This is a genomic window from Nostoc sp. PCC 7524 (assembly GCF_000316645.1).
GTDB lineage: Bacteria > Cyanobacteriota > Cyanobacteriia > Cyanobacteriales > Nostocaceae > Trichormus.
Genome location: NC_019684.1, coordinates 2,903,976 through 2,928,664 on the forward strand (window position 1 = coordinate 2,903,976; position 24,689 = coordinate 2,928,664).

The 24,689-nt window shown below is 42.2% G+C and carries 18 protein-coding genes and 1 CRISPR repeat array; of the genes, 8 read left to right on the forward strand and 10 right to left on the reverse strand.

Going from position 1 to position 24,689, the window contains the following annotated elements; genetic code table 11:
• Positions 1-151: 151 nt before the first annotated feature.
• The 4 genes from fni (at position 152) to NOS7524_RS11585 (ending at position 3,861) form a co-directional block, all read left to right on the forward strand.
• Positions 152-1,201 carry a type 2 isopentenyl-diphosphate Delta-isomerase gene (fni, locus tag NOS7524_RS11570; protein ID WP_015138670.1) on the forward strand — a complete coding sequence of 350 codons (1,050 nt, stop codon included), beginning with the start codon at positions 152-154 and terminating at the stop codon, positions 1,199-1,201.
• A gap of 112 nt (positions 1,202-1,313) precedes the next feature.
• On the forward strand, positions 1,314-3,149 hold the full coding sequence (gene sppA, locus NOS7524_RS11575) for a signal peptide peptidase SppA (protein ID WP_015138671.1): 1,836 nt from the start codon (positions 1,314-1,316) through the stop codon (positions 3,147-3,149).
• 211 nt (positions 3,150-3,360) lie between these two features.
• A complete protein-coding gene (locus NOS7524_RS11580) occupies positions 3,361-3,573 on the forward strand; it encodes a chlorophyll a/b-binding protein (protein WP_015138672.1) in 213 nt (70 codons plus the stop codon).
• Between the two features lie 48 nt (positions 3,574-3,621).
• Positions 3,622-3,861 carry a hypothetical protein gene (locus tag NOS7524_RS11585; protein ID WP_015138673.1) on the forward strand — a complete coding sequence of 80 codons (240 nt, stop codon included), beginning with the start codon at positions 3,622-3,624 and terminating at the stop codon, positions 3,859-3,861.
• Between the two features lie 154 nt (positions 3,862-4,015).
• Here the strand turns inward: NOS7524_RS11585 and NOS7524_RS11590 are convergent, their stop codons facing one another.
• The gene (locus NOS7524_RS11590) at positions 4,016-7,177 is read right to left on the reverse strand and encodes a DUF4912 domain-containing protein (RefSeq protein ID WP_015138674.1); all 3,162 of its coding nucleotides are present in this window, start codon (positions 7,175-7,177) and stop codon (positions 4,016-4,018) included.
• Between the two features lie 877 nt (positions 7,178-8,054).
• Positions 8,055-8,591: a hypothetical protein gene (locus NOS7524_RS11595; RefSeq protein WP_015138675.1), complete on the reverse strand. Its 537-nt coding sequence runs from the start codon at positions 8,589-8,591 to the stop codon at positions 8,055-8,057.
• Between the two features lie 469 nt (positions 8,592-9,060).
• On the opposite strand from NOS7524_RS11595, the gene NOS7524_RS11600 reads away from it, so the two are divergent.
• Positions 9,061-11,049 (forward strand): S8 family serine peptidase, encoded by a 1,989-nt coding sequence (locus NOS7524_RS11600; protein ID WP_015138676.1) that lies wholly within the window; start codon positions 9,061-9,063, stop codon positions 11,047-11,049.
• Between the two features lie 289 nt (positions 11,050-11,338).
• A CRISPR array of direct repeats spans positions 11,339-14,957; the repeat unit is 37 nt; unit sequence ATTGCAATTAACACTAATCCCTATTAGGGATTGAAAC.
• A 125-nt stretch (positions 14,958-15,082) separates the two neighbouring features.
• Here the strand turns inward: NOS7524_RS11600 and NOS7524_RS11605 are convergent.
• Both NOS7524_RS11605 and NOS7524_RS11610 read right to left on the reverse strand, forming a co-directional pair.
• Positions 15,083-16,579 (reverse strand): aldehyde dehydrogenase family protein, encoded by a 1,497-nt coding sequence (locus NOS7524_RS11605; protein WP_015138677.1) that lies wholly within the window; start codon positions 16,577-16,579, stop codon positions 15,083-15,085.
• 111 nt (positions 16,580-16,690) lie between these two features.
• Complete coding sequence (locus NOS7524_RS11610; protein WP_015138678.1) at positions 16,691-17,395, reverse strand: cyclase family protein; 705 nt, start codon at positions 17,393-17,395, stop codon at positions 16,691-16,693.
• 693 nt (positions 17,396-18,088) lie between these two features.
• Here NOS7524_RS11610 and NOS7524_RS11615 point away from each other — a divergent pair.
• Positions 18,089-18,280, forward strand: a complete 192-nt coding sequence (locus NOS7524_RS11615) for a hypothetical protein (RefSeq protein ID WP_015138679.1) — start codon at positions 18,089-18,091, stop codon at positions 18,278-18,280.
• Between the two features lie 327 nt (positions 18,281-18,607).
• Here the strand turns inward: NOS7524_RS11615 and NOS7524_RS11620 are convergent, their stop codons facing one another.
• The 3 genes from NOS7524_RS11620 to NOS7524_RS29960 form a co-directional block, all read right to left on the reverse strand.
• On the reverse strand, positions 18,608-19,009 hold the full coding sequence (locus tag NOS7524_RS11620; protein ID WP_015138680.1) for a hypothetical protein: 402 nt from the start codon (positions 19,007-19,009) through the stop codon (positions 18,608-18,610).
• Between the two features lie 274 nt (positions 19,010-19,283).
• Entirely contained in the window at positions 19,284-19,553 is a 270-nt protein-coding gene (locus NOS7524_RS11625) for a YciI family protein (RefSeq protein WP_015138681.1), read from the reverse strand.
• A 468-nt stretch (positions 19,554-20,021) separates the two neighbouring features.
• Entirely contained in the window at positions 20,022-20,180 is a 159-nt protein-coding gene (locus NOS7524_RS29960; protein ID WP_171815366.1) for a hypothetical protein, read from the reverse strand.
• A 73-nt stretch (positions 20,181-20,253) separates the two neighbouring features.
• Between NOS7524_RS29960 and NOS7524_RS29410 the strand changes: the two genes are divergently transcribed.
• A complete protein-coding gene (locus NOS7524_RS29410) occupies positions 20,254-20,523 on the forward strand; it encodes a hypothetical protein (protein WP_041555283.1) in 270 nt (89 codons plus the stop codon).
• Positions 20,524-20,547: 24 nt separating this feature from the next.
• On the opposite strand, the gene pheT is transcribed toward NOS7524_RS29410, so the two are convergent.
• The 3 genes from pheT to NOS7524_RS11645 form a co-directional block, all read right to left on the reverse strand.
• Entirely contained in the window at positions 20,548-22,992 is a 2,445-nt protein-coding gene (gene pheT, locus NOS7524_RS11635) for a phenylalanine--tRNA ligase subunit beta (RefSeq protein WP_015138682.1), read from the reverse strand.
• 164 nt (positions 22,993-23,156) lie between these two features.
• A complete protein-coding gene (locus NOS7524_RS11640; RefSeq protein ID WP_015138683.1) occupies positions 23,157-23,546 on the reverse strand; it encodes a type II toxin-antitoxin system VapC family toxin in 390 nt (129 codons plus the stop codon).
• On the reverse strand, positions 23,543-23,785 hold the full coding sequence (locus tag NOS7524_RS11645; protein WP_015138684.1) for a hypothetical protein: 243 nt from the start codon (positions 23,783-23,785) through the stop codon (positions 23,543-23,545). Before NOS7524_RS11645 ends, NOS7524_RS11640 begins: the two co-directional genes overlap by 4 nt.
• A gap of 250 nt (positions 23,786-24,035) precedes the next feature.
• Between NOS7524_RS11645 and NOS7524_RS11650 the strand changes: the two genes are divergently transcribed.
• Positions 24,036-24,686, forward strand: a complete 651-nt coding sequence (locus NOS7524_RS11650; protein WP_041555284.1) for a hypothetical protein — start codon at positions 24,036-24,038, stop codon at positions 24,684-24,686.
• The last annotated feature ends 3 nt before the right edge of the window (positions 24,687-24,689 follow it).

Genomic DNA, 24,689 nt, shown 5'->3' on the forward strand with positions numbered 1-24,689 from the left:
CAATGTAACGAGTTTCAGAGCCAAGCATGAAAGAGGGACTGAGGACTGCCTTGTGCTTTCTTCAATCAACGTAACTTAATACGGACTTAACACCACAAAATATCTAAGTCTGTAACAATAGTGAAGCCAATGCTTTGATTGTTACCCATCCGTGAACGCTTCTACTAGCAACTCAGCCCAAACCCAGTCACGCAAAGCAGATCATATTCGTATCTGCTTAGAAGAAGATGTACAGTTCCGCGAAACTACCAACGGATTAGAACGCTATCGTTTCACCCACTGTTGTTTACCAGAAATAGATCGCGACGATATTGATCTCAGTACCATTTTTTTAGGTAAACACCTAGGCGCACCCCTATTAATCTCCTCCATGACTGGGGGAACTCCACAAGCGGGAATGATTAACCAGCGTTTAGCAGAACTCGCCCAACACTACAAATTAGCAATGGGTGTTGGTTCCCAGCGAGTGGCGGTAGAAAAACCCCAGGTTGTTGATACTTTCGCGGTTCGCAAATATGCGCCAGATGTTCTCTTATTTGCCAATGTCGGCGCTGTGCAACTCAACTACACATATGGTTTAGATGAATGTATGCAAATCATCGATATGCTAGAAGCCGACGCTTTAATTTTGCATATTAACCCCTTGCAAGAATGTATTCAACCCAGAGGTGATGTTAATTTTCGGGGATTACTTGACAAGATTGATAAGTTATGCAATCAATTATCAGTGCCAGTGATTGCTAAAGAAGTAGGCAATGGCATTTCCGCAGCGATCGCAGAAAAACTCCTAGCTGTTGGAGTGACAGCCATTGATGTCGCCGGTGCTGGTGGTACTTCCTGGGCAAAGGTAGAAGGTGAACGGGCAGAAAATACTTTGCAACGGCGTTTAGGTAGAACCTTTGCAGATTGGGGAATACCCACAGCAGAGTGTGTTAAAAGTATTAGAGCGATCGCTCCCCATATCCCCTTGATTGCCTCTGGTGGTTTGCGTCATGGCTTGGATGTCGCCAAAGCGATCGCCCTCGGAGCAGATATCGCCGGGTTAGCAATGCCATTCCTCCAAGCCGCAGTTGCATCAGAAGCAGCACTGCAAGATTTAGCTGAGGTATTAATTGCAGAAATCACCACAGTTTTATTCTGCACTGGCAACACTACTCTATCTGAGTTGAAAAATTCCGGCAGTTTGCAAAGAATACAATAAGTGGGGGAGCAGGGGAGCAGAGGAGCAGAGGGGCAGGGGAGAAAAACTATTGCCTATTACCTATTGCCTATTGCCTATTGCCTATTACCTAATAACTATTAACTAAAAACTAATGAATAACTTCTTAAAACAAACTGTTGCCAGCCTAGTAGGTACTGTATTAGGACTAATTATTTTCTCTGGTATTGGCACCACAACACTATTGTTTTTGCTGTTTGTGGCTGCAAGTTCTAAAGATCCAGGCCCCGTAGTCAAAGATAAGTCAGTTGTCGTTTTTGACTTATCGATGAACATCACAGATAGAGAGCCTACTTCTAGCGAAGTGCTGCAAAATACTCTTTCAGGAGTGGAGCAAGAAAGAATGACGCTCCGTAGTGTCCTCGACACCATCGCCAAAGCCAAGGATGATTCGCGGATTGTGGGTATCTACCTCGATGCAACACGCAGCAGTGGTACAACTAACTTGGGTTTTGCTTCCCTCAAAGAAATCCGCAAAGCCTTAGAAGAATTCCGTGCTACTGGCAAAAAGATTATCGCTTATGGCATGGAGTGGGGAGAAAAGGAATATTATCTCAGTTCTGTAGCTGATACCGTTGTCGTGAATCCTGTTGGAGCAGTGGAAATCAATGGTTTGAGTAGCCAACCCATGTTTCTCGCCGGAGCATTACAGAAGTATGGTATTGGTGTACAGGTTGTGCGTGCAGGGAAATTTAAAGGGGCAGTTGAACCTTTGGTATTGAACAAACTCAGTCCCGAAAACCGCACACAAACCCAGAAATTATTAGATGATGTTTGGGGAGAGTGGCGGACTACGGTTGGCAAGAGCCGGAAAATTACGCCCCAACAATTACAAGCGATCGCAGATAATCAAGCATTATTAGAAGCACCTACTGCTAAAACTAATGGTTTAGTGGATCAAGTCGCATACCCTGATCAGATAGTTGCTGATTTAAAGAAATTAACAGATAGCGATCAAGATGATAAAACCTTCCGCAAAATTAACCTGACTGAATATGCAGCAGTACCAAACAAGTCTTTACCTGTAGAACGCAGAGCCAAAAATAAAATTGCTGTGGTGTATGCCGAGGGTGAAATTGTTGATGGTAAAGGTGACACTGGACAAATAGGAGGCGATCGCTTTGCTGCTATCTTTAACAAAATCCGGCAAGATAAAAATGTCAAGGCCGTTGTCTTAAGAATTAATAGCCCTGGAGGTAGCGCCACAGCCTCCGAAGTTATGCAGCGAGAAATCAAACTCACCCGCCAAGCCAAACCCGTAGTAGTATCTATGGGTGATGTCGCCGCCTCCGGTGGTTACTGGATAGCTACCGACTCCAACCGCATTTTTGCTGAACCCAATACGATTACAGGTTCTATTGGTGTATTTGGGGTGTTACTGAATGGGCAGAAGCTAGCCAACGATAACGGTATCACCTGGGACTCTGTAAACACAGCCCGTTATGCCGATAGTCAAACCTTTGCGCGTCCCAAATCACCCCAAGAATTAGCCCTCTATCAACGTAGCGTTAATCGCATTTATGATCTATTTCTCAATAAAGTTGCCCAAGGACGCAAATTACCAGCGCAAAAAGTAGCAGAAATTGCCCAAGGTAAAATTTGGTCTGGTGTAGCCGCTAAACAAATTGGTTTAGTTGATGAAATCGGCGGCTTAAATGCAGCCCTAGAATATGCAGCCAAGCAAGCCAAACTCGGTGAAGATTGGCAATTAAAAGAATATCCCCAAGAAAGCACACTGGGAGAACGCTTTTTTGGGCGAGCCGTGGAAGAAATAAGTACAGCTGTAGGAGTGAAGAAAACCCGAACCATACCCCCTAATCTTTTCACTGCTGAATTTCAAAAGTTGCAGCAGGAATTAGCAATTCTGCAAAGAATGAACGATCCTCAAGGGATTTATGCGCGTTTGCCTTTTAATTTAAAAATTGAGTAACAACTCCTCCCCTTAATATGCAAGGGTGCGTCAGTGCGAGAAAACCTAGCTGTAACAAGAAATTCTTCATACTGACGCACCCTACTAACCATCAATTTGGAATAATTTCGTTAGGTGTTATTATCAACATCTATTTATTTTGTCAATACCTTGCAAAAAATATTTACATAATGTTATATTCAGTTACATAACCCAGCAAAAAAATAAAAACATGATAACCAAAGGCTTTACCATGAACGAACTTGGTCAACTCAACAACTTTGCAATTGAACCAAAAGTTTATGTAGATCAAACCCCAAGAGTGGGTTTCACTAAGTATGCAGAAAAACTCAATGGACGCTTGGCTATGATTGGCTTTGTCTCACTCATCGCTGTAGAAGTAATTACAGGACAAGGCTTGATTGGCTGGTTGACAAACTTCTAGATGATTTTGAATACTTCAGAATTTCGCGCAATTAACTAAGGAAAAAATATGAAAACTGATTTTGATTTCCCCAAAAAAGATTTAATTGGCCCTGTTGTTTTTCGCCCTGACTTTAATAATTTTGAAACTATCAATGTCAACCAAGCTTGGTCATTATTTTTCAGTGCAGGCCAAGATGATAAAGGACTAGGGGAAGAAGCTGAATTAGGCAGATTTTTCACCAACTTCTTAATTGCTGTAGGAGTAACAGGAACTCTGTGGGCAGCTATTTTCAGCAATTTGGGATAAAAAATTGGATTTGGCTTGTCAATTAAATCACCTAATTTGAAGTCTTGGTTCTCAACACTAAGACTTCTTTTAATTTATCGAAACCAATATAAAAGGGAGACGTAGTTTAGAGAATACTTTCCTGTGTCTCCCCATAATCTTTTATCCAAAGATATTAGCCTTCTAAAGTTTCTTGAGAAAACTTTTTGTGAATGCTTGTAGTTTGCTCTCCATTGGCAGTAGATACAGTGATGAGATACTCAATTAACTGTTCTGAGAAGGGGATACGCAAATGGAATGTCCCATCGGATTTGAGGGTGATAGGTTTACCGGCAATATTCACTGTTGCGCCTGGATCTGTGGCTCCGTGAATAATCAATTCGGCATCGGCGACAAACCAAAAATCTCCGTGGGGACGACTGAAGATACGGACAATTGTGGAACAGGCTATAGTCATCCAACGATCGCCTTCTAAATAGCCAATCTCCACCATATAATCGCGATCGCTATGGGGAATAGCTATATAGCGATCATGGGTAATCTCCTCACATTCATATTGCTGCACCATTTGCGGCTTTTGATAACTCAGATCAATATTAGTCACGTCATAAAGCCGCAAAGTTAACTGGGAAATGCCAGCATTTTGCAGCATTTGTTGACGCGTCTCAGAAATTTGCCAAGAGATATAAGCCCACTTAGAAGTTCGAGGAGTGAAGAGAATTTGGCTTTGTGCATCTACTGTTAAAGCATCTGCAAGTATACCTTCTGTGTAGGGACGATTGAAGATATGTACAATGCTTGAACGGGCTATTTTCATCCAGTTATCATCTGTGGTGACATAGCCAATTTCTATCATGTAGTTGCGATCGCTAGCCGGAATAGACACATAGCGATCGGTTGTGCCTGGTTCACATTCATACTGCTCTACCAGATGCGGTAGTTGATAACTCAGATCAATCTCGGTGACATCATAAAGTCGCAATCCTAACTGAGAAATCCCTGCCTGATTAAGTTCTTGCTGATCACTGAGAGAAACATACCAAGTTACAAAAGCCCACTCAGGATTACGAGGACGAAGAACAATACTACTCTCCTCATCAGAATTTTGGTAGTCGGCAGATATTGTTTCCACTGGTGCTAAATTTTCCTCTGGGGAATTTATGGTATTAGCTTCCTCTGGTGCTTCTAGTGGGGCATTGTCTTGAATGCCATAAATATTCGCCCAGTCTCCGATTCCGGCTGCTGCTAAAGCTGCATCATCAGCCAAATTCCCTAAATTTATATCTTCTGTCTCCTCTAATATCTCATTATCGGACGGTTCGGCTGCGTCGGCTATCAAATTTAATGCTTCTTCAGAAATATCTGTAAATTGGGGCGCTGTCGAAGGCTCTTCTTCCAGTGGGGGTAAATCTAGCTCCCATTCTGATTCATCTGGGAGGAACTCAATAGCGCCATTGATTTCAGTTGTCGCTTCCGGCTCCTCAACCAGAGAATTTGCATCGGTTGCTTCTGGAAGCACATTGATTTCAGTTGTCGCTTCCGGCTCCTCAACCAGAGACTCCATACTGGGTGCTTCGGGCTGGGGTGGTTCGGCTGTCAAATCACTGGCACTTGTGATTTCTGCCTCTACATGACTCGATTCATTTTGGGAAACATTTGGTAAACCAGGAAGGATGGCTGTTATGTCTGGTGTAGGCAATTCAGCTTCCCCTGTCTCCTCAGACTCCTCAATCATTGCCCAGATACTGGCTATAGTTGCTGCTGGGGTGACATTTTCCGGTGATTCGGCTGTCAATTCCTCCTGGGACTCCATGCCACTATCATTTTCACTAGATATGACTATGGCAGTATTGGGTAATTCCGAATTTTCATTGGCGATATCCGTTGTTTTAGGTTCCTCATCATGAGTTGTAGTTTGAGGAACTTCTACTATTGGGGGATAGGACGTATTGACGATAGTCGCTGGTGCTTCCATATCCCAAGGAGATTGTTCTAACTCAGGCGGTAGTGGGATGGGGGAAGGGGTGGGTTTTTCTGGCTGTTGATCATTTAACCCTAAATGAGTGGTTGTATCTTCAGTAGTGTCAGTTACCACTGGCGACTCAGAACCAGAAATTGCGTCCTTAACACTATCTAAATCATTAGTTTCCCCAGATGCTGATGGCCGTCTCATAAACCATAATAATGAGCCAGCGATCGCCCCTACAGGTAAGAGCAACCACCATAGCAAATCTCGCCCCACCACATTGGGATTTTCCGGAGTAGCGATCGCTGATGGCTGGGTAAGGTTAGTGACTGTCGCATTGCTGGCAGTTGTCGCTGTGGGAGAATTCGCCACTTCAGGAGTCGTTTCTGCATTGGGAGTAGTATTTACCCCAGGCGTAACTTCTGCCGTAGGGGTGGTATTGGCAGCAATCAATTCTGGTGATTCACCTTTAGCGATCGCTTCTGCTTCCGCTACTCTGGCGGCTTCGATTGCTTGCTGTCCTTGGGGTGCTAGAGCAAATCCCAAAAAAGCGGCTACACCAGGGCTGGGATTTTGCTTGTGAACGTAAACTAAAGGTTGTGAGAAGGGATATTTAGGATCATCTGGCAAGGTTTCATGCAACGGCAACACTCGCACACCCGACAGTTTTAAGACATGATTAGCTCTAGCATAGCTGATGCCGTCCTTACCCAATTGTTTAACAATTTCTGCGGTGTTATCTTCTGTTAACTGAGTGGCATTAGAGCCTGTGGCAAATTTTGCAGCCCGAAACACTGGATAGTTGCTCAATGCTTCACGAGTACCGCTATTCTCCGGGCGATCGATTACCCGAATCTTAGTATCTGGGCCTCCTAATTGCGACCAATTGGTGATTCTGCCCCGGAATATCCTGGCAAATTGCCTATCAGTCAAACTGCCCTTAAAAGGGTTGTCTGCGCCGACAATGATTGCAATCTTTTCTCGGTGCAACCGGACTTGTGCTAACCCTTGGGCTTTTTCTTCGGGAGTGAGGCCACGGCCGATCGCTGCTATATCAATTGTCCCCTCTTGCACAGCTTTGAGTGCAGCCTCTGTACCATTAGTGGCAACTTCCACCTTAGAACCAGAGAACTGTTGCTCAAAACTCTGTTTCAAATTTTGATTAAAAACAGCCAAGCCATTCGCGCCATCAATCCGCACCGTCGTTCCAGTGGCCACAGTTGGCGGTGCTGTAAAAGTCGTCGTCTCAGTTTCAGACTGGGCTAACACAGGAACAGACATCAACAGGTTAGCTACCGTCGGACTGGTAGCTAAAGCCAACAGTAAAGCCAAATTTACTATCCCACTATCTTTTTGCTCTTTTTGCCACATAATGCTCCTCATCCGGGTACAGGAAACAGAAAGCCGATTAGTTTGAAATTCATATTTTTATGCAAGAGGAGACGCGCTAATTATACATCTGGTGTCCATTTTCTTTTCAGTCCTTAAAATATTATTTTTGTATAATTTAATACTATTGCTGATTAACACAAACTCAATCAAGACTGTTTATGAATATATTGATTGAGATTTAGTACCACTAATCACAGTAAAAATCTTTCATAAAATGATTGATTAAATTCCTATACTAAATATTTAAATAATTACTTGGCATTGAAGCAGATAATAAAATAGAAAGTGGAAATAATAAATTAATCATTATTACTCACTTGATTTAATTGTATAAATACAGGAAATAATTCTGAGCATTTTGATTATCATAGTTGCCATATTGTTTTAATCCAAGCTTTTTAGCGGCTTATTATTACAGATTAATAAGTATTTTTTAATTATTAAATTTAGTAAATAATTAATATTTTTAAATAAGAAAAATAGAGATTAATTAAGAACATACACAAGAATGTATGAAAGGTAATCAGACAACATCCACCGGATACTAGGTAAACATAGTTGATACGGCAAGTGCTTCAGCAAGATAAGTATATTTTTGGGGATCGGTATAACTTCAATAGCAGAAAATGATATTGTAAGTGCGGAATAGCTTTAAAGTATAAAATTTATATTTTTTTTAGATTTTTGCGAGATAGGGAAATCGGCAACCTGAGTAACCAAAATTTACATATTTACGGAAGTGATAGCGATCGCCAATAGATTAGGACATCAAGCAATCATCAAAGCATTACACTAAAAGGCTTTCAAGTCTGTAACCTGTAACCTGTAACCTGTCCCCTGTCACCTATCCACGCTACTAGCGCAGACTTCTTTCCATCAACATTTGAGGTTCCACATTCTCCACATTCGGGAGTGCTGCTAATTGCGAAATTCCTGTCAAAGCAGCGTCAATTTCACCTGATTTAGCACGTAACCATGCCGCATGAGGAGCATAAGCGAGACTTTCAGCGATTTCATACCCTGCTTGATGAATTGCTGCTTGCTGTGACTCCACCTCAACGTTTTCAGCAAAGCGAATAAATACTAACCCCGTGGGAACAGCCAGTAAACCCCCTGGCATTCTGTAAACTGGACTAAGTAAATCTGTAATTGCTGCTTCTGGTTCGCCGGAAAAAACGGCAATTTTCCCCTCATTCAATACTAAAACCGCTTGAGACGCTGTTGTGTTAGGTTGTTTGTAGTGTACCGCGTAGTATCCAGGCTGGCGACTATAGAAGAGGGCAGCATCTTTACCAGTCCGAACTTGTTGAGGATATTTATTAAAGTAGTCTGCTGTAAATCTCACTTCAGCAATTGGGGGTAGAGAATAAGCATGGAGGATAAATTCTATCATCTTGACTCAATTGTAATAATTTGTTCGTAGTGAGGACTTCAGTCCTCATGGTTTCTAGGACTAAAGTCCTCACTACAAACCTATCGTCCTTAGACAGCGAAAAATTGGCTCAAGTTGCTGTTTACTTACATTTTGTAACTTCTACTACCTTGCTTCTGGAAAAATTGCAGGCAGGCTTGTATCTACTGATGAAAGGCAATAGACACTCTTGCAATAGGCAACAGTCAAAACTCAGCCGCCCACCTTCTCTTTGTTCCCTGCGGGACGCTTACGCGTAGCTTGGTTCTCCGAAGGAGTACGGGGCAAATTCTTCCTCTATTGCCTATTTGCCTTCTTGCCTATTGCCTCGCCCCGCAGGGGCTTTGTTAAGGTTAAATTCTCTCTAAGCTGCGGCTTTTGGGTGTTTCATTTCAGATAAACACACGACGGGCAGAGGCTTAGGATCAAATTTATAGCAGGAGATTCAGTTATGGTTCAAGTTCGCTATGGCGGTGAGAATGGTGAACAGTATGAACTTGTCATCAGTGACAATCACATTGTAGTTCGTACTCACAACCGCAGTGTGCTTATAGGTGATAGACCGTTTGAAGTTGCATCTGTATCACCCCAAGCGCATAACATCCTCAATCAATTTGAGGTAAAAGTAGAGTTTCATCAAGCAGGTGTAGAAATTCTGCAAGCTAAAGTCCCAAGTCAAGATAGTGTTTTGCGTGATCAAGCTAGGGAAGTTTTAAATCAGGAACCAGAAATCCAATTTGCAGGGCGGGTACTGGTTGATCCTGTATCAATGGAACCAGTTATCTATACGGAAAACTTATTTGTTAAGTTCGATGATGAAGCAGAAGTCACCACCTGCCATGAAGTTTTGGGACGTTACGGTTTAAGGATCAAACGTCAACTGGAGTATGCCCGCAATGCTTACTTTGTCAGCGCACCTGAAAATACTGGTTTAGCTGTTTTTGACATTGCCGAAAGACTCTTACATGAAGAATCTGTAGAATTGTGCCATCCTGAGCTAGTAAGGGAATTTCGCCAACGTCAAGCTTTCCCTCAGCAATGGCATCTCAAGGAAACAACTATTAATAGTAAAACTATCAATGCTCACGCCAACGTGGAAGCTGCTTGGAAGTTAAGCGAAGGCGCAGGAACAACTATTGCTATTGTTGATGATGGTGTAGATATCGAACATGAAGAGTTTCGTTCTGCGGGCAAGATTGTTGCCCCAAGGGATGTGACACGCAAAACTAATGATCCCCGCCCAGGAAATTGGGATCATCATGGTACAGCCTGTGCTGGGGTGGCTTGTGGTAATGGTAACTTCGGGGCATCGGGTGTAGCACCAAAAGCCAAACTCATGCCGATTCGGTTTGTCTCAGCGTTGGGTTCACAGGATGAAGCTGACGCTTTTGTGTGGGCGGCGCAAAATGGTGCAGATATCATCTCTTGTAGCTGGGGGCCACCGGATGGGAAGTGGTGGGATGCAAATGATCCAGCCCATAACAAAAAGGTGCCTTTACCTGACTCGACACGGTTAGCGATGGATTATGCCATTAATAAAGGTCGTAATGGCAAGGGATGCGTAATTTTATTTGCAGCTGGGAATGGCAATGAAAGTGTAGATAATGACGGCTACGCTAGCTACTCGAAAGTGATGGCGATTGCTGCTTGTAACGACTTTGGGACTAGAAGTGCTTACAGTGATTTTGGTAATGCCGTCTGGTGTGCTTTCCCTAGCAATAATGGTTATAGTTCTCAAACTCCTGGCATTTGGACAAGCGATCGCACTGGTTTAGCTGGTTACAATTCCGGTAATATTACCCTAGGCGACCAAGCAGGCAATTACACTAATAGTTTCGGTGGTACTTCTAGCGCCTGTCCTGGGGTAGCTGGTGTAGCGGCGTTGATTATTGCCCGTAACCCGGATTTACGTTGGGATGAAGTGCGAGACATCATTAAACGCTCATGCGATCGCATTGATGTAGCTGGAGGTAATTATAATGCTGATGGCCGTAGCCCTTTTTATGGTTATGGTCGGGTTAATGCCCTCAAAGCCGTAGAATTAGCATTACCAGCCCAACCCGAACCAGTGGGGATTTTCAAAGTTGTGCAGGATGTCCCCATTAACGATTTGCAGACATCTCAACTTAGTTTAGCGATCGCTAACACCAAACCCATAAAATCTATCAAAGTTGAGGTAGACATTGAGCATACTTACATTGGTGATTTAGTTGTCTCTATCAACCCCCCTCAAGAATCTGGTGTATTACCGATAATTCTGCACAATCGCCAAGGCGGAGCCACAGACAACATCAAAAAAACCTATGATGAGGTCAATACCCCAGAACTAACTCAACTCAAAGAAAAAAGTCCTCAAGGAAACTGGACTTTGGAAGTGGCAGATAAAGCCCAAGTCGATACAGGCAAAATTCGCAGCTTGACTATTGAGATTGGCTTTTAACGAGAAACGGAACAATATTAGGACTAATTCACTCGGAGAAAAATCAGATTCCTAATAGTCCTATGCGCGGATGGGTAGGTGTAGAATTTCCCTGGTGTGGAGAAATCGCTGTATTCCTTATCGGACAATCTTTTGCAGCGCAATTAAATTAAAACCATCCGCGCACCTTTCCCAATCTGGGTTTCAGCAATTTCATGTAAATCAAATGACTTTTTCCTGTGTTATAATCTACCCATCCGCGAAACTGAACCTTGAAAAGCAAATACACACTAGCTTTCAGGCTGCCGCTATTGCAATTAACACTAATCCCTATTAGGGATTGAAACTAGACGATTCGGAACTACTCATTTACTCCCCCTGATTGCAATTAACACTAATCCCTATTAGGGATTGAAACGTACCTTTTGTAACGAGTGCCGGGCTTTTGGTTAAATTGCAATTAACACTAATCCCTATTAGGGATTGAAACCTAAATATCCCAACTTCAAGTCTAAACATGGTAAGATTGCAATTAACACTAATCCCTATTAGGGATTGAAACCGCTGTCTTCTTTTGCTTCTATCCATTCCCCTACTATTGCAATTAACACTAATCCCTATTAGGGATTGAAACTAATCTCTAATCTTCTAATCCTGCTAGGTGTGAAATCGCGCATTGCAATTAACACTAATCCCTATTAGGGATTGAAACAGCAAACAAGTTGAAACTAGATACGCTGACAGATTGCAATTAACACTAATCCCTATTAGGGATTGAAACGTTCTGAGCTATCGCATTCTATTTCTTGAAAAGATTGCAATTAACACTAATCCCTATTAGGGATTGAAACCTGGAATGATTGGATTTGTAGAATGTTTCCGGCTGATAGAGATTGCAATTAACACTAATCCCTATTAGGGATTGAAACTTAGTATTGCTCTTATTTCTTCTTGGTCGTTCTCGCATTGCAATTAACACTAATCCCTATTAGGGATTGAAACACCATCAGGCATCGGCATCGGTACCCACGCGCATTGCAATTAACACTAATCCCTATTAGGGATTGAAACAGCAGTACCGATTAAAAGTGAACGTCTCCCCCTCTTTAATTGCAATTAACACTAATCCCTATTAGGGATTGAAACGCCTTAATCCTAGACACGGAGATTAATCGGCTGATTACTAATTGCAATTAACACTAATCCCTATTAGGGATTGAAACTTGCTGGGCGAAGCTCTGATGATTTGGCAATAATATCAGCATTGCAATTAACACTAATCCCTATTAGGGATTGAAACGCATCTTAAACGCCAAATCAACAACAGTTAGTTATTGCAATTAACACTAATCCCTATTAGGGATTGAAACAATAAGTCTACATAATACTCAAAAGCATTAGCATTATTGCAATTAACACTAATCCCTATTAGGGATTGAAACTTCATACTTGGGGCGAAAACTTGTGCAGACTACCTGGATTGCAATTAACACTAATCCCTATTAGGGATTGAAACGATATCCCTTTGGCAGATAAACCAGCCTGATCAACCATTGCAATTAACACTAATCCCTATTAGGGATTGAAACGATTAGCTGGTAGATGGGAGCATCAAGGCAGTATTTTCATTGCAATTAACACTAATCCCTATTAGGGATTGAAACAAGGAATTTTTAATCGCATTTGCCATTTTACAGGATTGCAATTAACACTAATCCCTATTAGGGATTGAAACCATGACTCTGATAGATACCCTGAGACTGAGATTACAGAATTGCAATTAACACTAATCCCTATTAGGGATTGAAACCTAGGTTAACCCGTGTGAGGTTGATAACATCCGAGGGTACATTGCAATTAACACTAATCCCTATTAGGGATTGAAACATGGATTCAGTTCTAGTTACTTAAAAGAACCTTGGATTGCAATTAACACTAATCCCTATTAGGGATTGAAACTGGAAGTAAAAGTTTTAACAATAGACGGAGACGAGGAATATTGCAATTAACACTAATCCCTATTAGGGATTGAAACTTATACATACTGCACTTACAGGTAAAGAACTCATTATTGCAATTAACACTAATCCCTATTAGGGATTGAAACTATCAGCCCACTGCGCGATCGCTTCCAGTTGAGGAATTGCAATTAACACTAATCCCTATTAGGGATTGAAACGGGTATTCCATCTAGAAAACTGAATGAGAGAATAATTGCAATTAACACTAATCCCTATTAGGGATTGAAACAATCATTGCTCGCTCTCCTCAAAAATTACAGTTAAAATTGCAATTAACACTAATCCCTATTAGGGATTGAAACAGAGCCTGGGGCAATGATGCCGATGCCCTCGCCGCATTGCAATTAACACTAATCCCTATTAGGGATTGAAACTTTGCTCGTTTCTAGTATCTAGTGGATCTTCCCAATTGCAATTAACACTAATCCCTATTAGGGATTGAAACTTCCTTGACCTTTGCAACCTTCTTGGGTGCAGGTATTGCAATTAACACTAATCCCTATTAGGGATTGAAACCAGCAGCATTAACACTGTTCCGCTCACAGGGACAGCAATTGCAATTAACACTAATCCCTATTAGGGATTGAAACGGCATTGTCCCTCAAGGTATTTGACTTAGCTAGTCGCGATTGCAATTAACACTAATCCCTATTAGGGATTGAAACCAATTCCTTCCTTGGGATGCAGTTGAGTCTGACATATTGCAATTAACACTAATCCCTATTAGGGATTGAAACACCCCATCTTTAAATGCTTTGAATTCGGTTTGGCAATTGATTGCAATTAACACTAATCCCTATTAGGGATTGAAACCGGGTTGAAATTTGTAGGGCGAATTTCTAATAGAAATTGCAATTAACACTAATCCCTATTAGGGATTGAAACTAGCTATAGCCATAGCAGGGGTTGGAATTTTAGGTCAACGTATTGCAATTAACACTAATCCCTATTAGGGATTGAAACAAAAAATTCTTAGAGGATGAAAATCATGAAATTTGATTGCAATTAACACTAATCCCTATTAGGGATTGAAACAGGATGAATTGGTACAAGGGTGACGAAAATGTTTCAAGATTGCAATTAACACTAATCCCTATTAGGGATTGAAACAACCTCTGTACTAGCACTAGCACCGCTTGCGGAAAGGGATTGCAATTAACACTAATCCCTATTAGGGATTGAAACTTACCACTGCCACGCCTGCCTAAAAAATAAGGATTGCAATTAACACTAATCCCTATTAGGGATTGAAACTTAATGTGGGTTAGTACGTATGTTTCAGTCCATTCCTTATTGCAATTAACACTAATCCCTATTAGGGATTGAAACAATTCCAGGCTTCATTCCCACTGACTCGGTAATTGATTGCAATTAACACTAATCCCTATTAGGGATTGAAACCAACCAGCATTAACACGCATTGAATCAAAAGTTGAATTGCAATTAACACTAATCCCTATTAGGGATTGAAACCAAACAACTAAATTCATAGTAACAACGTTGGTATAATTGCAATTAACACTAATCCCTATTAGGGATTGAAACATTTGATTTTTGTATTCTTCAAACTTCATTTTGTACACCATTGCAATTAACACTAATCCCTATTAGGGATTGAAACAAGCCAGGGGCGAAGGAGAAGCTAGAGGCGATCGCATTGCAATTAACACTAATCCCTATTAGGGATTGAAACTGACATACACCCGATGCCGCAGCCGATACGGTTTGATTGCAATTAACACTAATCCCTATTAGGGATTGAAACTCTACCAGCCTTGAAATAACTCCCAAGACTTGTGATTGCAATTAACACTAATCCCTATTAGGGATTGAAACTTCAACGTACCGAGGCACAGGCTTATCTGCGTCAGATTGCAATTAACACTAATCCCTATTAGGGATTGAAACATAGAAATTTCCAGATATCCAAAATTTAGGGTGCGTCAGTGCGAGACTGTAGCAAGAAATTATTCATACTGACGCACCCTACTAACTGATTTTTAATCAGGAGAGTGTCAACGGAATTGCCGCCTTCACTGACGATTATCTATTTGGGCGCGTTGCAAACTACCTGAAAAATCAACATAAACACTTTTCCATTCAGTGAAGACATCTAAAGCGGTAGTGCCGGCTTCCCGGTGTCCATTACCAGTTTGTTTCACACCGCCAAAGGGTAAGTGTACTTCTGCGCCGATGGTGGGGCCATTGATGTAGGTGATTCCGGCTTCGATATCGCGCATGGCAGTAAAAGCCCGGTTGATATCACGGGTATACACTGAGGAAGACAGACCATATTTAGTATTATTGAGAATAGCGATCGCTTCCTCAAATGTACTCACCTCCATTAATGCCACCACAGGGCCAAAAATCTCTTCCCGCGCCACCCGCATATCAGGCGTAACGTTATCTAGAATAGTTGGCTCAAAGAAATAACCCTCTTTGAGTGTGCCTGCTGTAGCAATTTCTCCACCTATTAAAATTTTTGCGCCTTCCTCACGGGCAATTTTCATATACTCATGTACCCGTTGTAGTTGTCTGTGGTTAACAATCGGCCCAATATCTGTATCAGGCTCATAACCAGCACCCAAGCGCAACTTACTGGCACGCTCAGATAACATCGTGGTAAATTTTTCCTTGATGTCACGATGTAAAATTAAGCGACTGGTAGCGGTACACCGTTGACCAGTAGTACCGAAAGCTCCCCATACTGCCCCATCAAGAGCCAATTCTAAATCTGCATCTTCCATCACCACTTGGGCATTTTTACCCCCCATTTCCAAACAGACGCGCTTGTGAGTGCGTCCGCAAGTAGCGCCAACAAAGGCACCAGTTTCAGAAGAACCGGTAAACGAGACTAAATCTACATCAGGATGCTCAACTAAAGCCTTCCCCGCTTCTTCGCCTACCCCATGTACCAAGTTAATTACTCCTGGTGGTAAACCTGCGGCGGCAAAAATCTCAATTAATTTAGTCGCGCAAGCGGGGGTATCTTCTGCCGGTTTGAGAATCACTGTATTGCCGCATACCAAAGCTGGCATCGCTTTCCAGCAAGGGATAGCTACGGGAAAATTCCAGGGAGTGATTAAAGCACAGACTCCTATAGGCATCCGTACAGTCATAGCGAACTTATTGGGCATTTCTGAAGGTGTGGTTTGCCCAAACAAGCGCCGTCCTTCACCTGCACTATAAAAAGCACAGTCAATACCTTCCTGCACATCACCCCTAGCTTCTGTTAAGGGCTTACCCATTTCTCGGCTCATTAACTGAGCTAGTTCTTCCTTATGTTCAGCTAATAATTCCCCAACCCGAAAGATATATTCGGCTCTAGCTGGGGCAGGAACTTTACGCCAACTCTTATAAGCTTGACGGGCTGCGGCTACGGCTTGGTGAACATCCTCAACTTGAGAACGGGGAAAAGTAGCAACAACTTCGGTTTTGTTTGCAGGGTTATGACTAGCAAGGATATTTTCTGCTGTAGCATCCAACCACTGATCATTAATGTAATTTTGACAGGTGAGCGTAGTTGTCATCTATCAGACCCCCAGCTGAGATTCCGTTTGAGTGCAATTAGTTTGACTTGCCTTCTACGTTATCGTCAAGTTTGGAGAATCGTGGGGAGATAGTCAAGACAGATACAAAACTTAAGGGACTAATGCTAACACTCCCACAGGCGAACCCGAACCACGGCGTAACCTTAAAATCCCAATAGCTAGGGTAGTACCTTTGGGTGGTAGTTGGTCTAAATTGGTGAGATTTTCTAACACAATGCCTTGTTGTGCTAATACCAAGCGATTGGTAGTAAAACTGTGATCTCGTCCGGGGTCTACACCATGAGTATCAATGCCTACACCAGCAATCCGTCGTTCTTGCAGCAAGAACTGAGTCACATCACGGCCAAAACCAGGAAAGTGCATAGTTCCTTGAGCATCCTGGTTGAAGAAGGCATTTTTATCAGCCCATTTATGTTGCCAGCCAGTATATAATATGACGACAGAACCAACAGCAATCTCACCGTGTTGTTCCTCCCACGCTATCACATCAGCAGTAGTGAGAGTATAGTCAGGATTGACTGTAGCGGCTGTACTGCTATCTATAACTACCGCAGATACAATCAATGACTGAGCAGGATATTGGTCAATGCCCACACCATTTTGATAAAAACTGTTAGGTGCATTGATATGGGTGGCGCTATGTTCACCTATAGAAAAGCGCCGCAGATGGTAGCCATCATCTTGCAGCTCGGCAACAGGGGTAAACTCAACTGGAGGGTCGCCTGGCCATTGGGGAATATCTGTGTCAATTACATGACTCAGATGAATAACCCGTGAGAAATTGATAGTATTCAAGCTTGGCACTCCTCAACGAAGGTAGGGGAGCAGGGGTAGGGGGGATCAATAAGTCTCTAAAATCACAGCTAAACACTTTTCAAACAACCTCTCAAGCCGAGCAAGCTAATTAACTACTTGCTACTAAATGGTATTGTTACTGAATCAGGTTTCATTATGGTAGCCACCAGAGGCTGGAGAGGCAACCAGGAAGCAGGAAAAAGTAATATACAAATTAAGAATACTGTGTATCTCTTTGTTCATTAATTTGACTGGCTTGTATTGAGATTATATTTTAGTAAGAGATATTTCTGTTACTCATATGGTAACAAGTGTAGCAAGGTAGAAATATCTATCCAATAAGTTTTATCTCGAAAGCTTGATATGTCAGGGCTTATTGCTCTAGCTGGTACAGGTAAGTTACTCTACATTGATTAGGGAAAGTATGCTTGTAATCCATCTAGATATTTAAGCATAAATTAATAAGTTACACTCAAATTACTATAGGACTCCTATTTGATTTTTGTTGGCGTAGCCTGCGCTGGCGCATAAAACACTCAGTACACCTCTACTTCCTTCTTTCCTATTGCCTATTGCCTACCTAAGCAGATAATTTTAGAAATCAAATCAGATTGCTATATAAGCTATAAAATAGCTACATGATGGAGTAATACTTATGTTCAATTTTGTCATTTACTAACGGAGTTGATGGCGATGCCTAAGTTAATTATTTTTGCCTTAATCGTGGTTTATGTCGGTGGCGCTTGGAAGTTTTGGAATGGTTTCAGAAGAACTAACTTTACTCCATCTTTGCCCAATCGGATGATTTTAACTTTGTTATGGCCTGCTTTATTTATTGTTAATAAAGCATATCGCAATAACTTTAGAAAGGCGTTGAAGGGTTAAAAATTAATTTTTACATTCTTAGTAGGGTGCGTCAGTACGAATCATTTCTTGGTATGTCAAGGAGTTCTCTGACTGATGCAGCCTATGTATTGAGTATTTTTTTGGAAGTCCATAATTGAAGACCACCAAGTACAAAACTGGGTGGTCTTCAATCTGTTTATCTTCTATTTATGCACACAGAATTTATAGCTGTAGACAAGGTGATTAGGACATGACTAAAAGCTCAAACTCATTCATAGTATGGATTTTACTATTGCCTATTGCAAGAGTGCCTATTGCCTTCTGCTATATGATGAATTCTGGGCTTTGATGTCGATAAACTCCTACTTATCTTTTTCTATTGCGATAGATATGAATTGCTGCACCGGCTGCCCCACCATTGATAGCATTATTGAGGGGTCTTCTACAACCACCAGTCACCACGCCAGCCAATGTCCCAGCACCAGCGCCGACAACAACATCTTTAGCCAAGTTACGGTTTCTGCGATTTCTCCTGAGACCATTAGCACCATTTACAGCCGCGCCAGCCGCAGCACCGTTAGCAGCATTATTTAATACAGAACCGCATCTGGTAAAAACGCCAGTGACTGCACCAACACCAGCACCAATCAAAGCATCTTCAAGCACTTTGTCGTCAGCAGCAGCAGGTTGAACCGGAAGCAAGGTAGCACTGGCTAAACTTGCAGCCATCAAGCTGGGTAGAAATGCACGTTTGAGGATTTTTTTCATATGTTTCACCTTGTGAAAACATCTACAATGCAAGCCAAATAGTGATTTTTGTCGTTGCAGATGTAGTAGATGTTGTTATTTTTAGTGTAGACAAATGAGATTATTTTAATGTAGTCACTGTGTCATAGTGGCATTAACAAAATAGCAATTTTATCTATTGGAAGCTAGAATATTTAATATTTACTTAAAGAATATTCCTAGTATGGCTAGACAATAAAAAACTGGCACATGAGAAGATGTTTATGTACCAGTTATATAGTTAGTGATGCTGGAATTAAAAAGCCTGAATCCACTCTTTCACAGAGTATTCAGTCCAAATACCATTTTGCCAGTAGGGGTCATTTTCAATTAACTGGCGGACAGTGGCTTCGTCTTCTGCTTCGTAAATGCCAAAAACTTTAGTAACATCTTTGGTGGGGCCAATTGTAATTAGTACGCCGGATTCCTTTTGTTTGGCTAAACCGTCTAAATGTGCTTGACGGTGAGGGGCGCGTTTTTCGAGAACGTCTTCGCAGTAAGTTCCCCACATCACATATTTGGGCATGATGAATTTTAGATTGATTAACTACCTGTTGTCATCTTAGGAGAAAATGACGTTTGGACGAGTAGGCTGTTGATATAGCAGGTGACAGGTGACAGCTGACAGTCAAATGTAGGGTGCGTCAGTGTGAGAAAATCTAGTTATACCAAGAAATTATTCATACTGACGCACCCTACTAAACTACTAATTGCAGTTGGTCGATAATTGGTTGAACGTCATTACGAATAAGATTTGAATTGATAAGTTTTGCTTAAGCGGTGGTAACGACAACATAAGCATTTGCCACAAATGGATAAGCTGTTGTAACGACAGAAGTTAGTGATCTAACGACACAACAAGTTGTCGTCACGACAGAAGTTAATGATCTAACGACATAACAAGTTGTCGTCACGACAGAAGTTAGTGATCTAACGACACAATAAGTTGTCGTGACTAACGAACAAGTTTACTGCTGCCTGCCTACGGGTGTAGTCATTCAGATGTTGTGAATGCAGCAGTTGCACCAAGACGGCGATCGCATCTTGATTGTCTGTGCCGATTTGGCTGATTAATCAATGTTTCCCTGTGCTGCAACGGGTTAAAGGTTTGGAGGATGAGGAAGGAAAGGGTAATAGGTAATGCTGTGTGCAACTTTCTCTCAAACCTAACCCCCAACCCCTTCCCTTGTAGGGAAGGGGAGCAAGAATTAATGTAGAGACGTTGCATGCAACGTCTCTACAATTGCAGGCTACCATGTACACACAAGAGAGTTAATCGATACGTTGACGATGTTGGGCGATACGTTGACGATATTGGGCAATACGTTGGTAATGTTGGGCAATACGTTGGTAATGTTGGGCAATACGTTGGTAATGTTGGGCGATACGTTGGCAATGTTGGGCGATACGTTGACGATGTTGGGCGGTACATTCACCGATTTTTTTCTACAGCTTTGGCCAAGATACCCGACTTGTTGAAGAAGTCGGGTATCTGAATTGGGCAAATCTCAAAATTCAGATTAACTTCTGAGGTTAACGCCGAATTTTTCTACTAAGGCTTCGCGGACTTTGTTGTGAACTGGCTCAACTTCAGTATCGGTGAGAGTGCGATCGCTTGCCCGATATACTAGACGAAAGGCTAAACTGCGTTGTCCTTGGGGGACATTTTCGCCCCGGTATTCATCAAACAGTTCCACAGATTCTAGTAACCCTTTACCAGCTTGGGTAATGGCTTTTTCTAGTTCGGCGACGGAGACTTTGACTGGGGAAAAGAAAGCGATATCGCGATCGCTCGCTGGGTAGGTAGAATAAGCTGTGAAGGTGGGAACCAGAATTTCATCTTGGTCTAAGGCATTCAACAGCACATCCAAATCCAACTGGAACAGGTAAACCGATTCTGGTAAACCTTTGTCACGGCGCTGTTGGGGATGGAGTTGACCGAAAATCCCTAATCTATTACCTCGAATCCATAAAGAGGCGGTGCGTCCTGGGTGCAGACGTTCATCACGGCAATCAGGCTGATATTCTACTTGCACTCCCATTTGCTGGAACACACTTTCTAAAATGCCTTTGGCTTCAAACCAAGTCATTGGTTGTTCCCGTCCACCTGTTGACCATTTACCAAGGCTTCTATCTCCGCCCATAATCCCGGCTACTGCGTCGGCTTCTCGCAAACCTTCTTCTTCTTGCCAGAAAATCCGCCCAATTTCAAAACCATTGAGAGAACCGTTACCCTGTTCTAAGTTGTATTGAAACGCGTCAATCAACCCAGTCAACAAATCGGTACGCAATGCAGAATATTCAACAAATAAGGGGTTACTTAAAACTATCTGTCTGTCTTCCCCAGGTTTGACTAAGGAGTATTGCATTAACTCCGTTAAACCTTCTGCCCGCAACGCCGCGCGTAACTTGCGAGTCTGTTCTTGGTCTATGGTTAAATAACCAGCTTCTGTTTTATCTGGTAAGGTATCACAGAAATTATCGTAACCGTAGAGACGGGCAACTTCTTCAATTAAATCAATTTCCCGTTCTAAGTCGCGGTAACGATAAGGTGGAACTGTCACATTCCAAGTGCGTTCTTCCGTGGGAGTTAACTGACAACCTAGTGCTGTGAGGATTCGTTCTACATCTTGCGTTTCGATTTCTCCAGTTTCTTCACCCAAAATCACTGGCCCCAGCACTTCATTTAATCGGTCTAAACGCAGTGCAATTGAACGACTCCAGGTAGAGGGGTCGGGACGGGTATCGGCAATTGCTTGATGGACAATTACACCCCCAGCCAATTCCGTTATCAGGGATAAAGCCCGGCGACAAGCGACTTCTAACTCTGCACGGTTAACGCCGCGTTCATATCTCCCAGAAGATTCGCTACGTAAACCTACACTGCGAGAAGAACGGCGAATGGCGACGGAATCAAATAATGCTGCTTCTAAAACTAGGCTTTGTGTACCGTCATGAACTTCTGTTTCTTCCCCACCCATCACACCGGCTAAAGCCACGGGTTTATCGTTAGCAGTAATTAATAAGTTTTGGGTTGCTAGGTTGCGAGTCTGTCCGTCCAGGGTTTTGAGGGTTTCCCCGGAGTTGGCGAAACGTACACCAATCTGTAAAGACGTTAAATTTAATGTCTCTGCAACGTTTGTTAAACGGTCTTTGTCAAAAGCGTGTAGTGGTTGTCCCCATTCCAACAATACATAGTTAGTAATATCCACCACATTATTAATAGGTCTGACACCAGCCGCACGCAAGCGTTGTTGTAACCATTCTGGGGAAGGGGCAATTTTTACTTGGTCAATTACTGTACCAATGTAAGCCGGACAAGCTTGGGTATCAGCAATTTTTAAGCTTAAGGCCTCTGCATTTTGAGGAACTGAGATTTCCCCAGATGCTGGAATGCTTAATTTTGCACCAGTCAAAGCTGCCACTTCCCGCGCTATCCCTACCATACTTAAAGCATCAGCACGGTTAGCGGTAGCGGTGACATCTAAAATTACATCATCCAAACCCAACAAAGGACGGACATCACTACCCAAGGGGAGATTGTCTTGGGGGAAAATATGAATGCCATCGACATCAGCAGGTAAACCCAGTTCTTTTAAAGAACAAATCATGCCCTGAGATGGGACACCGCGCAGTTTAGCGGGTTTAATTTTTAAATCGATGTTTGGTAAATAAGTTCCTGTTGTCGCCACCGGCACATAAATATCTGCCCGGACATTAGGCGCACCACAGACAATATTTAAAGTCTCAGCTGCACCGATATCGACTTGGCAAACACTCAGTTTATCAGCGTTGGGGTGGGGTTGACGCTCAAGCACTCTGCCCACAACAACGCCGTTTGCCCATGTGCGACGGTCTTCTATATCTTCAACTTCAAACCCTGCCATTGTCAGGGTATGTGCCAGTTCTTCGTGGCTTAGTTTTATCTCTACCAGTTCCCGCAGCCAATTCAGAGAGATTCTCATGGAGTGTGCTTGTTTTCAGATTCGTCTTTTGCTCTAATTTTAGGTTGCCTCAATTGTTTTGAGGTTTTCCCGTTCACCATCCTACTACGTTGGCTGTCAGGAAGCAGTCCTCATGAAACCAGGCGATGTATTTTCTATCTCAATCAAAGACAAAGTAAATAGCACTACTTCAGAGTTTGCACATCGGGATAGTTAAGAATTTTCTCATCCGCAGTTAGCAAAGGACAATCATAAAATCTGGCTGTAGCCACAATCAGTTGATCAAATGGGTCGCTATGAAAGCCGCTTAATTGAGTTGAATCTATGACTATCGGCAAAGACAAATTTAATAGTTGTACACCAGGATACGCTAAAGCAACTTCTAGCCATTCATCAATGGCTAACGGTAAAATTAGTCTTTTTTTCTCTACCAGTTTGGCCACTTCCCAACAAGAAAGAATGCTAACACCTAAACCGTCAGACTCGTAATCTTGTAACCATTGTCGTTGTTGTTTGGTCAATCGTGAATCGTTCTGCACCCACCAAACCCAAATATGAGTGTCAACTATAATCATTGCAAAACTTCCCAGTCTTCTAAACCGACTGGTTCTGTAGGGTCATCATAACTGTATGGTTGGGTGTTATGCAAAGGATAAGGATTTGCATCTGTTTGCGCTGTTTGTGATGCTTGCTGTTGTTGAGTTGTAGTTTCCAAAATAATCACTTCCACAGCATCCCCTGCATGAAAGGGTAAACCTAGTAGCGTCAAAGTTCCATCTTCGGTTAAAACAACTTCTACTTTATGAGCATTCATATTCAACACAATCGGCTGAGTTTTCAGACTTCTCTACAATTAGAGTAGCAGTACCTTTGCAGGGATGAGGTTAGTGGACAGTGACCAAACATCAAGTTGATAGAGCTTTAATCAGATGATCGCCTATGGCTATCGAATAATTTACTACACGTATAGGTAAAAGCTACCTGAGAGGACTTACGAAAATTGTTTGATAGCTGGTGAAGTTATAAGCACTATATTGTGTAATCGGCTAAGTTCCCAGGAGAGAATGATGAAAGTTGACTACAAGCAAATCCAAAAGTGGATTGTACAACCAGTTTTGATAGGTGTGGTGACAGTAGGAGCGATCGCTTATCAAGCAGAGGTGTCTTTTGCTAGTCACGGTGCGATCGCTGCATCAAAGTCTACACCAAAACCTGTGTCGCAAAATCAAGCCATTTACCGGAGCGATCGCTTTCGGTTTCAATTTAGCTACTCTGTTCAAGATTTCGCCATAGATAATCAGCTATCCACACCCAGAAATAACGTTAATTCTCCCTTGGCTACTATTGATATCTGGACGAAAAACCACGCTCAAAAAATCCGTGCTGGTGAATATGAAGGAGGTACAGAATACCCAGCCAATGTTCATATAACTATTAATAATAATCCGCGTAAGCTATCTTTACAGAATTGGGTAAAGCAGAGTAATCAATTCAGTGCCACCCGGAATTTTCAATCTGCTAGAATGGCTGGACAAAGAGGCATTAAATTTCAATCTAGTGGCTTATACGAAAACGAACACGTTGCTTTTGTAAGCCCTAGAGATTCGCGAATTATTGTATTAACCTTATCCAAAACTGGTTATGGCAATAATGATGCTATCTACCGCCAAGCATATCAACAAGTAATCAATTCCTTTGCATTTTTCAATAGATAGCAA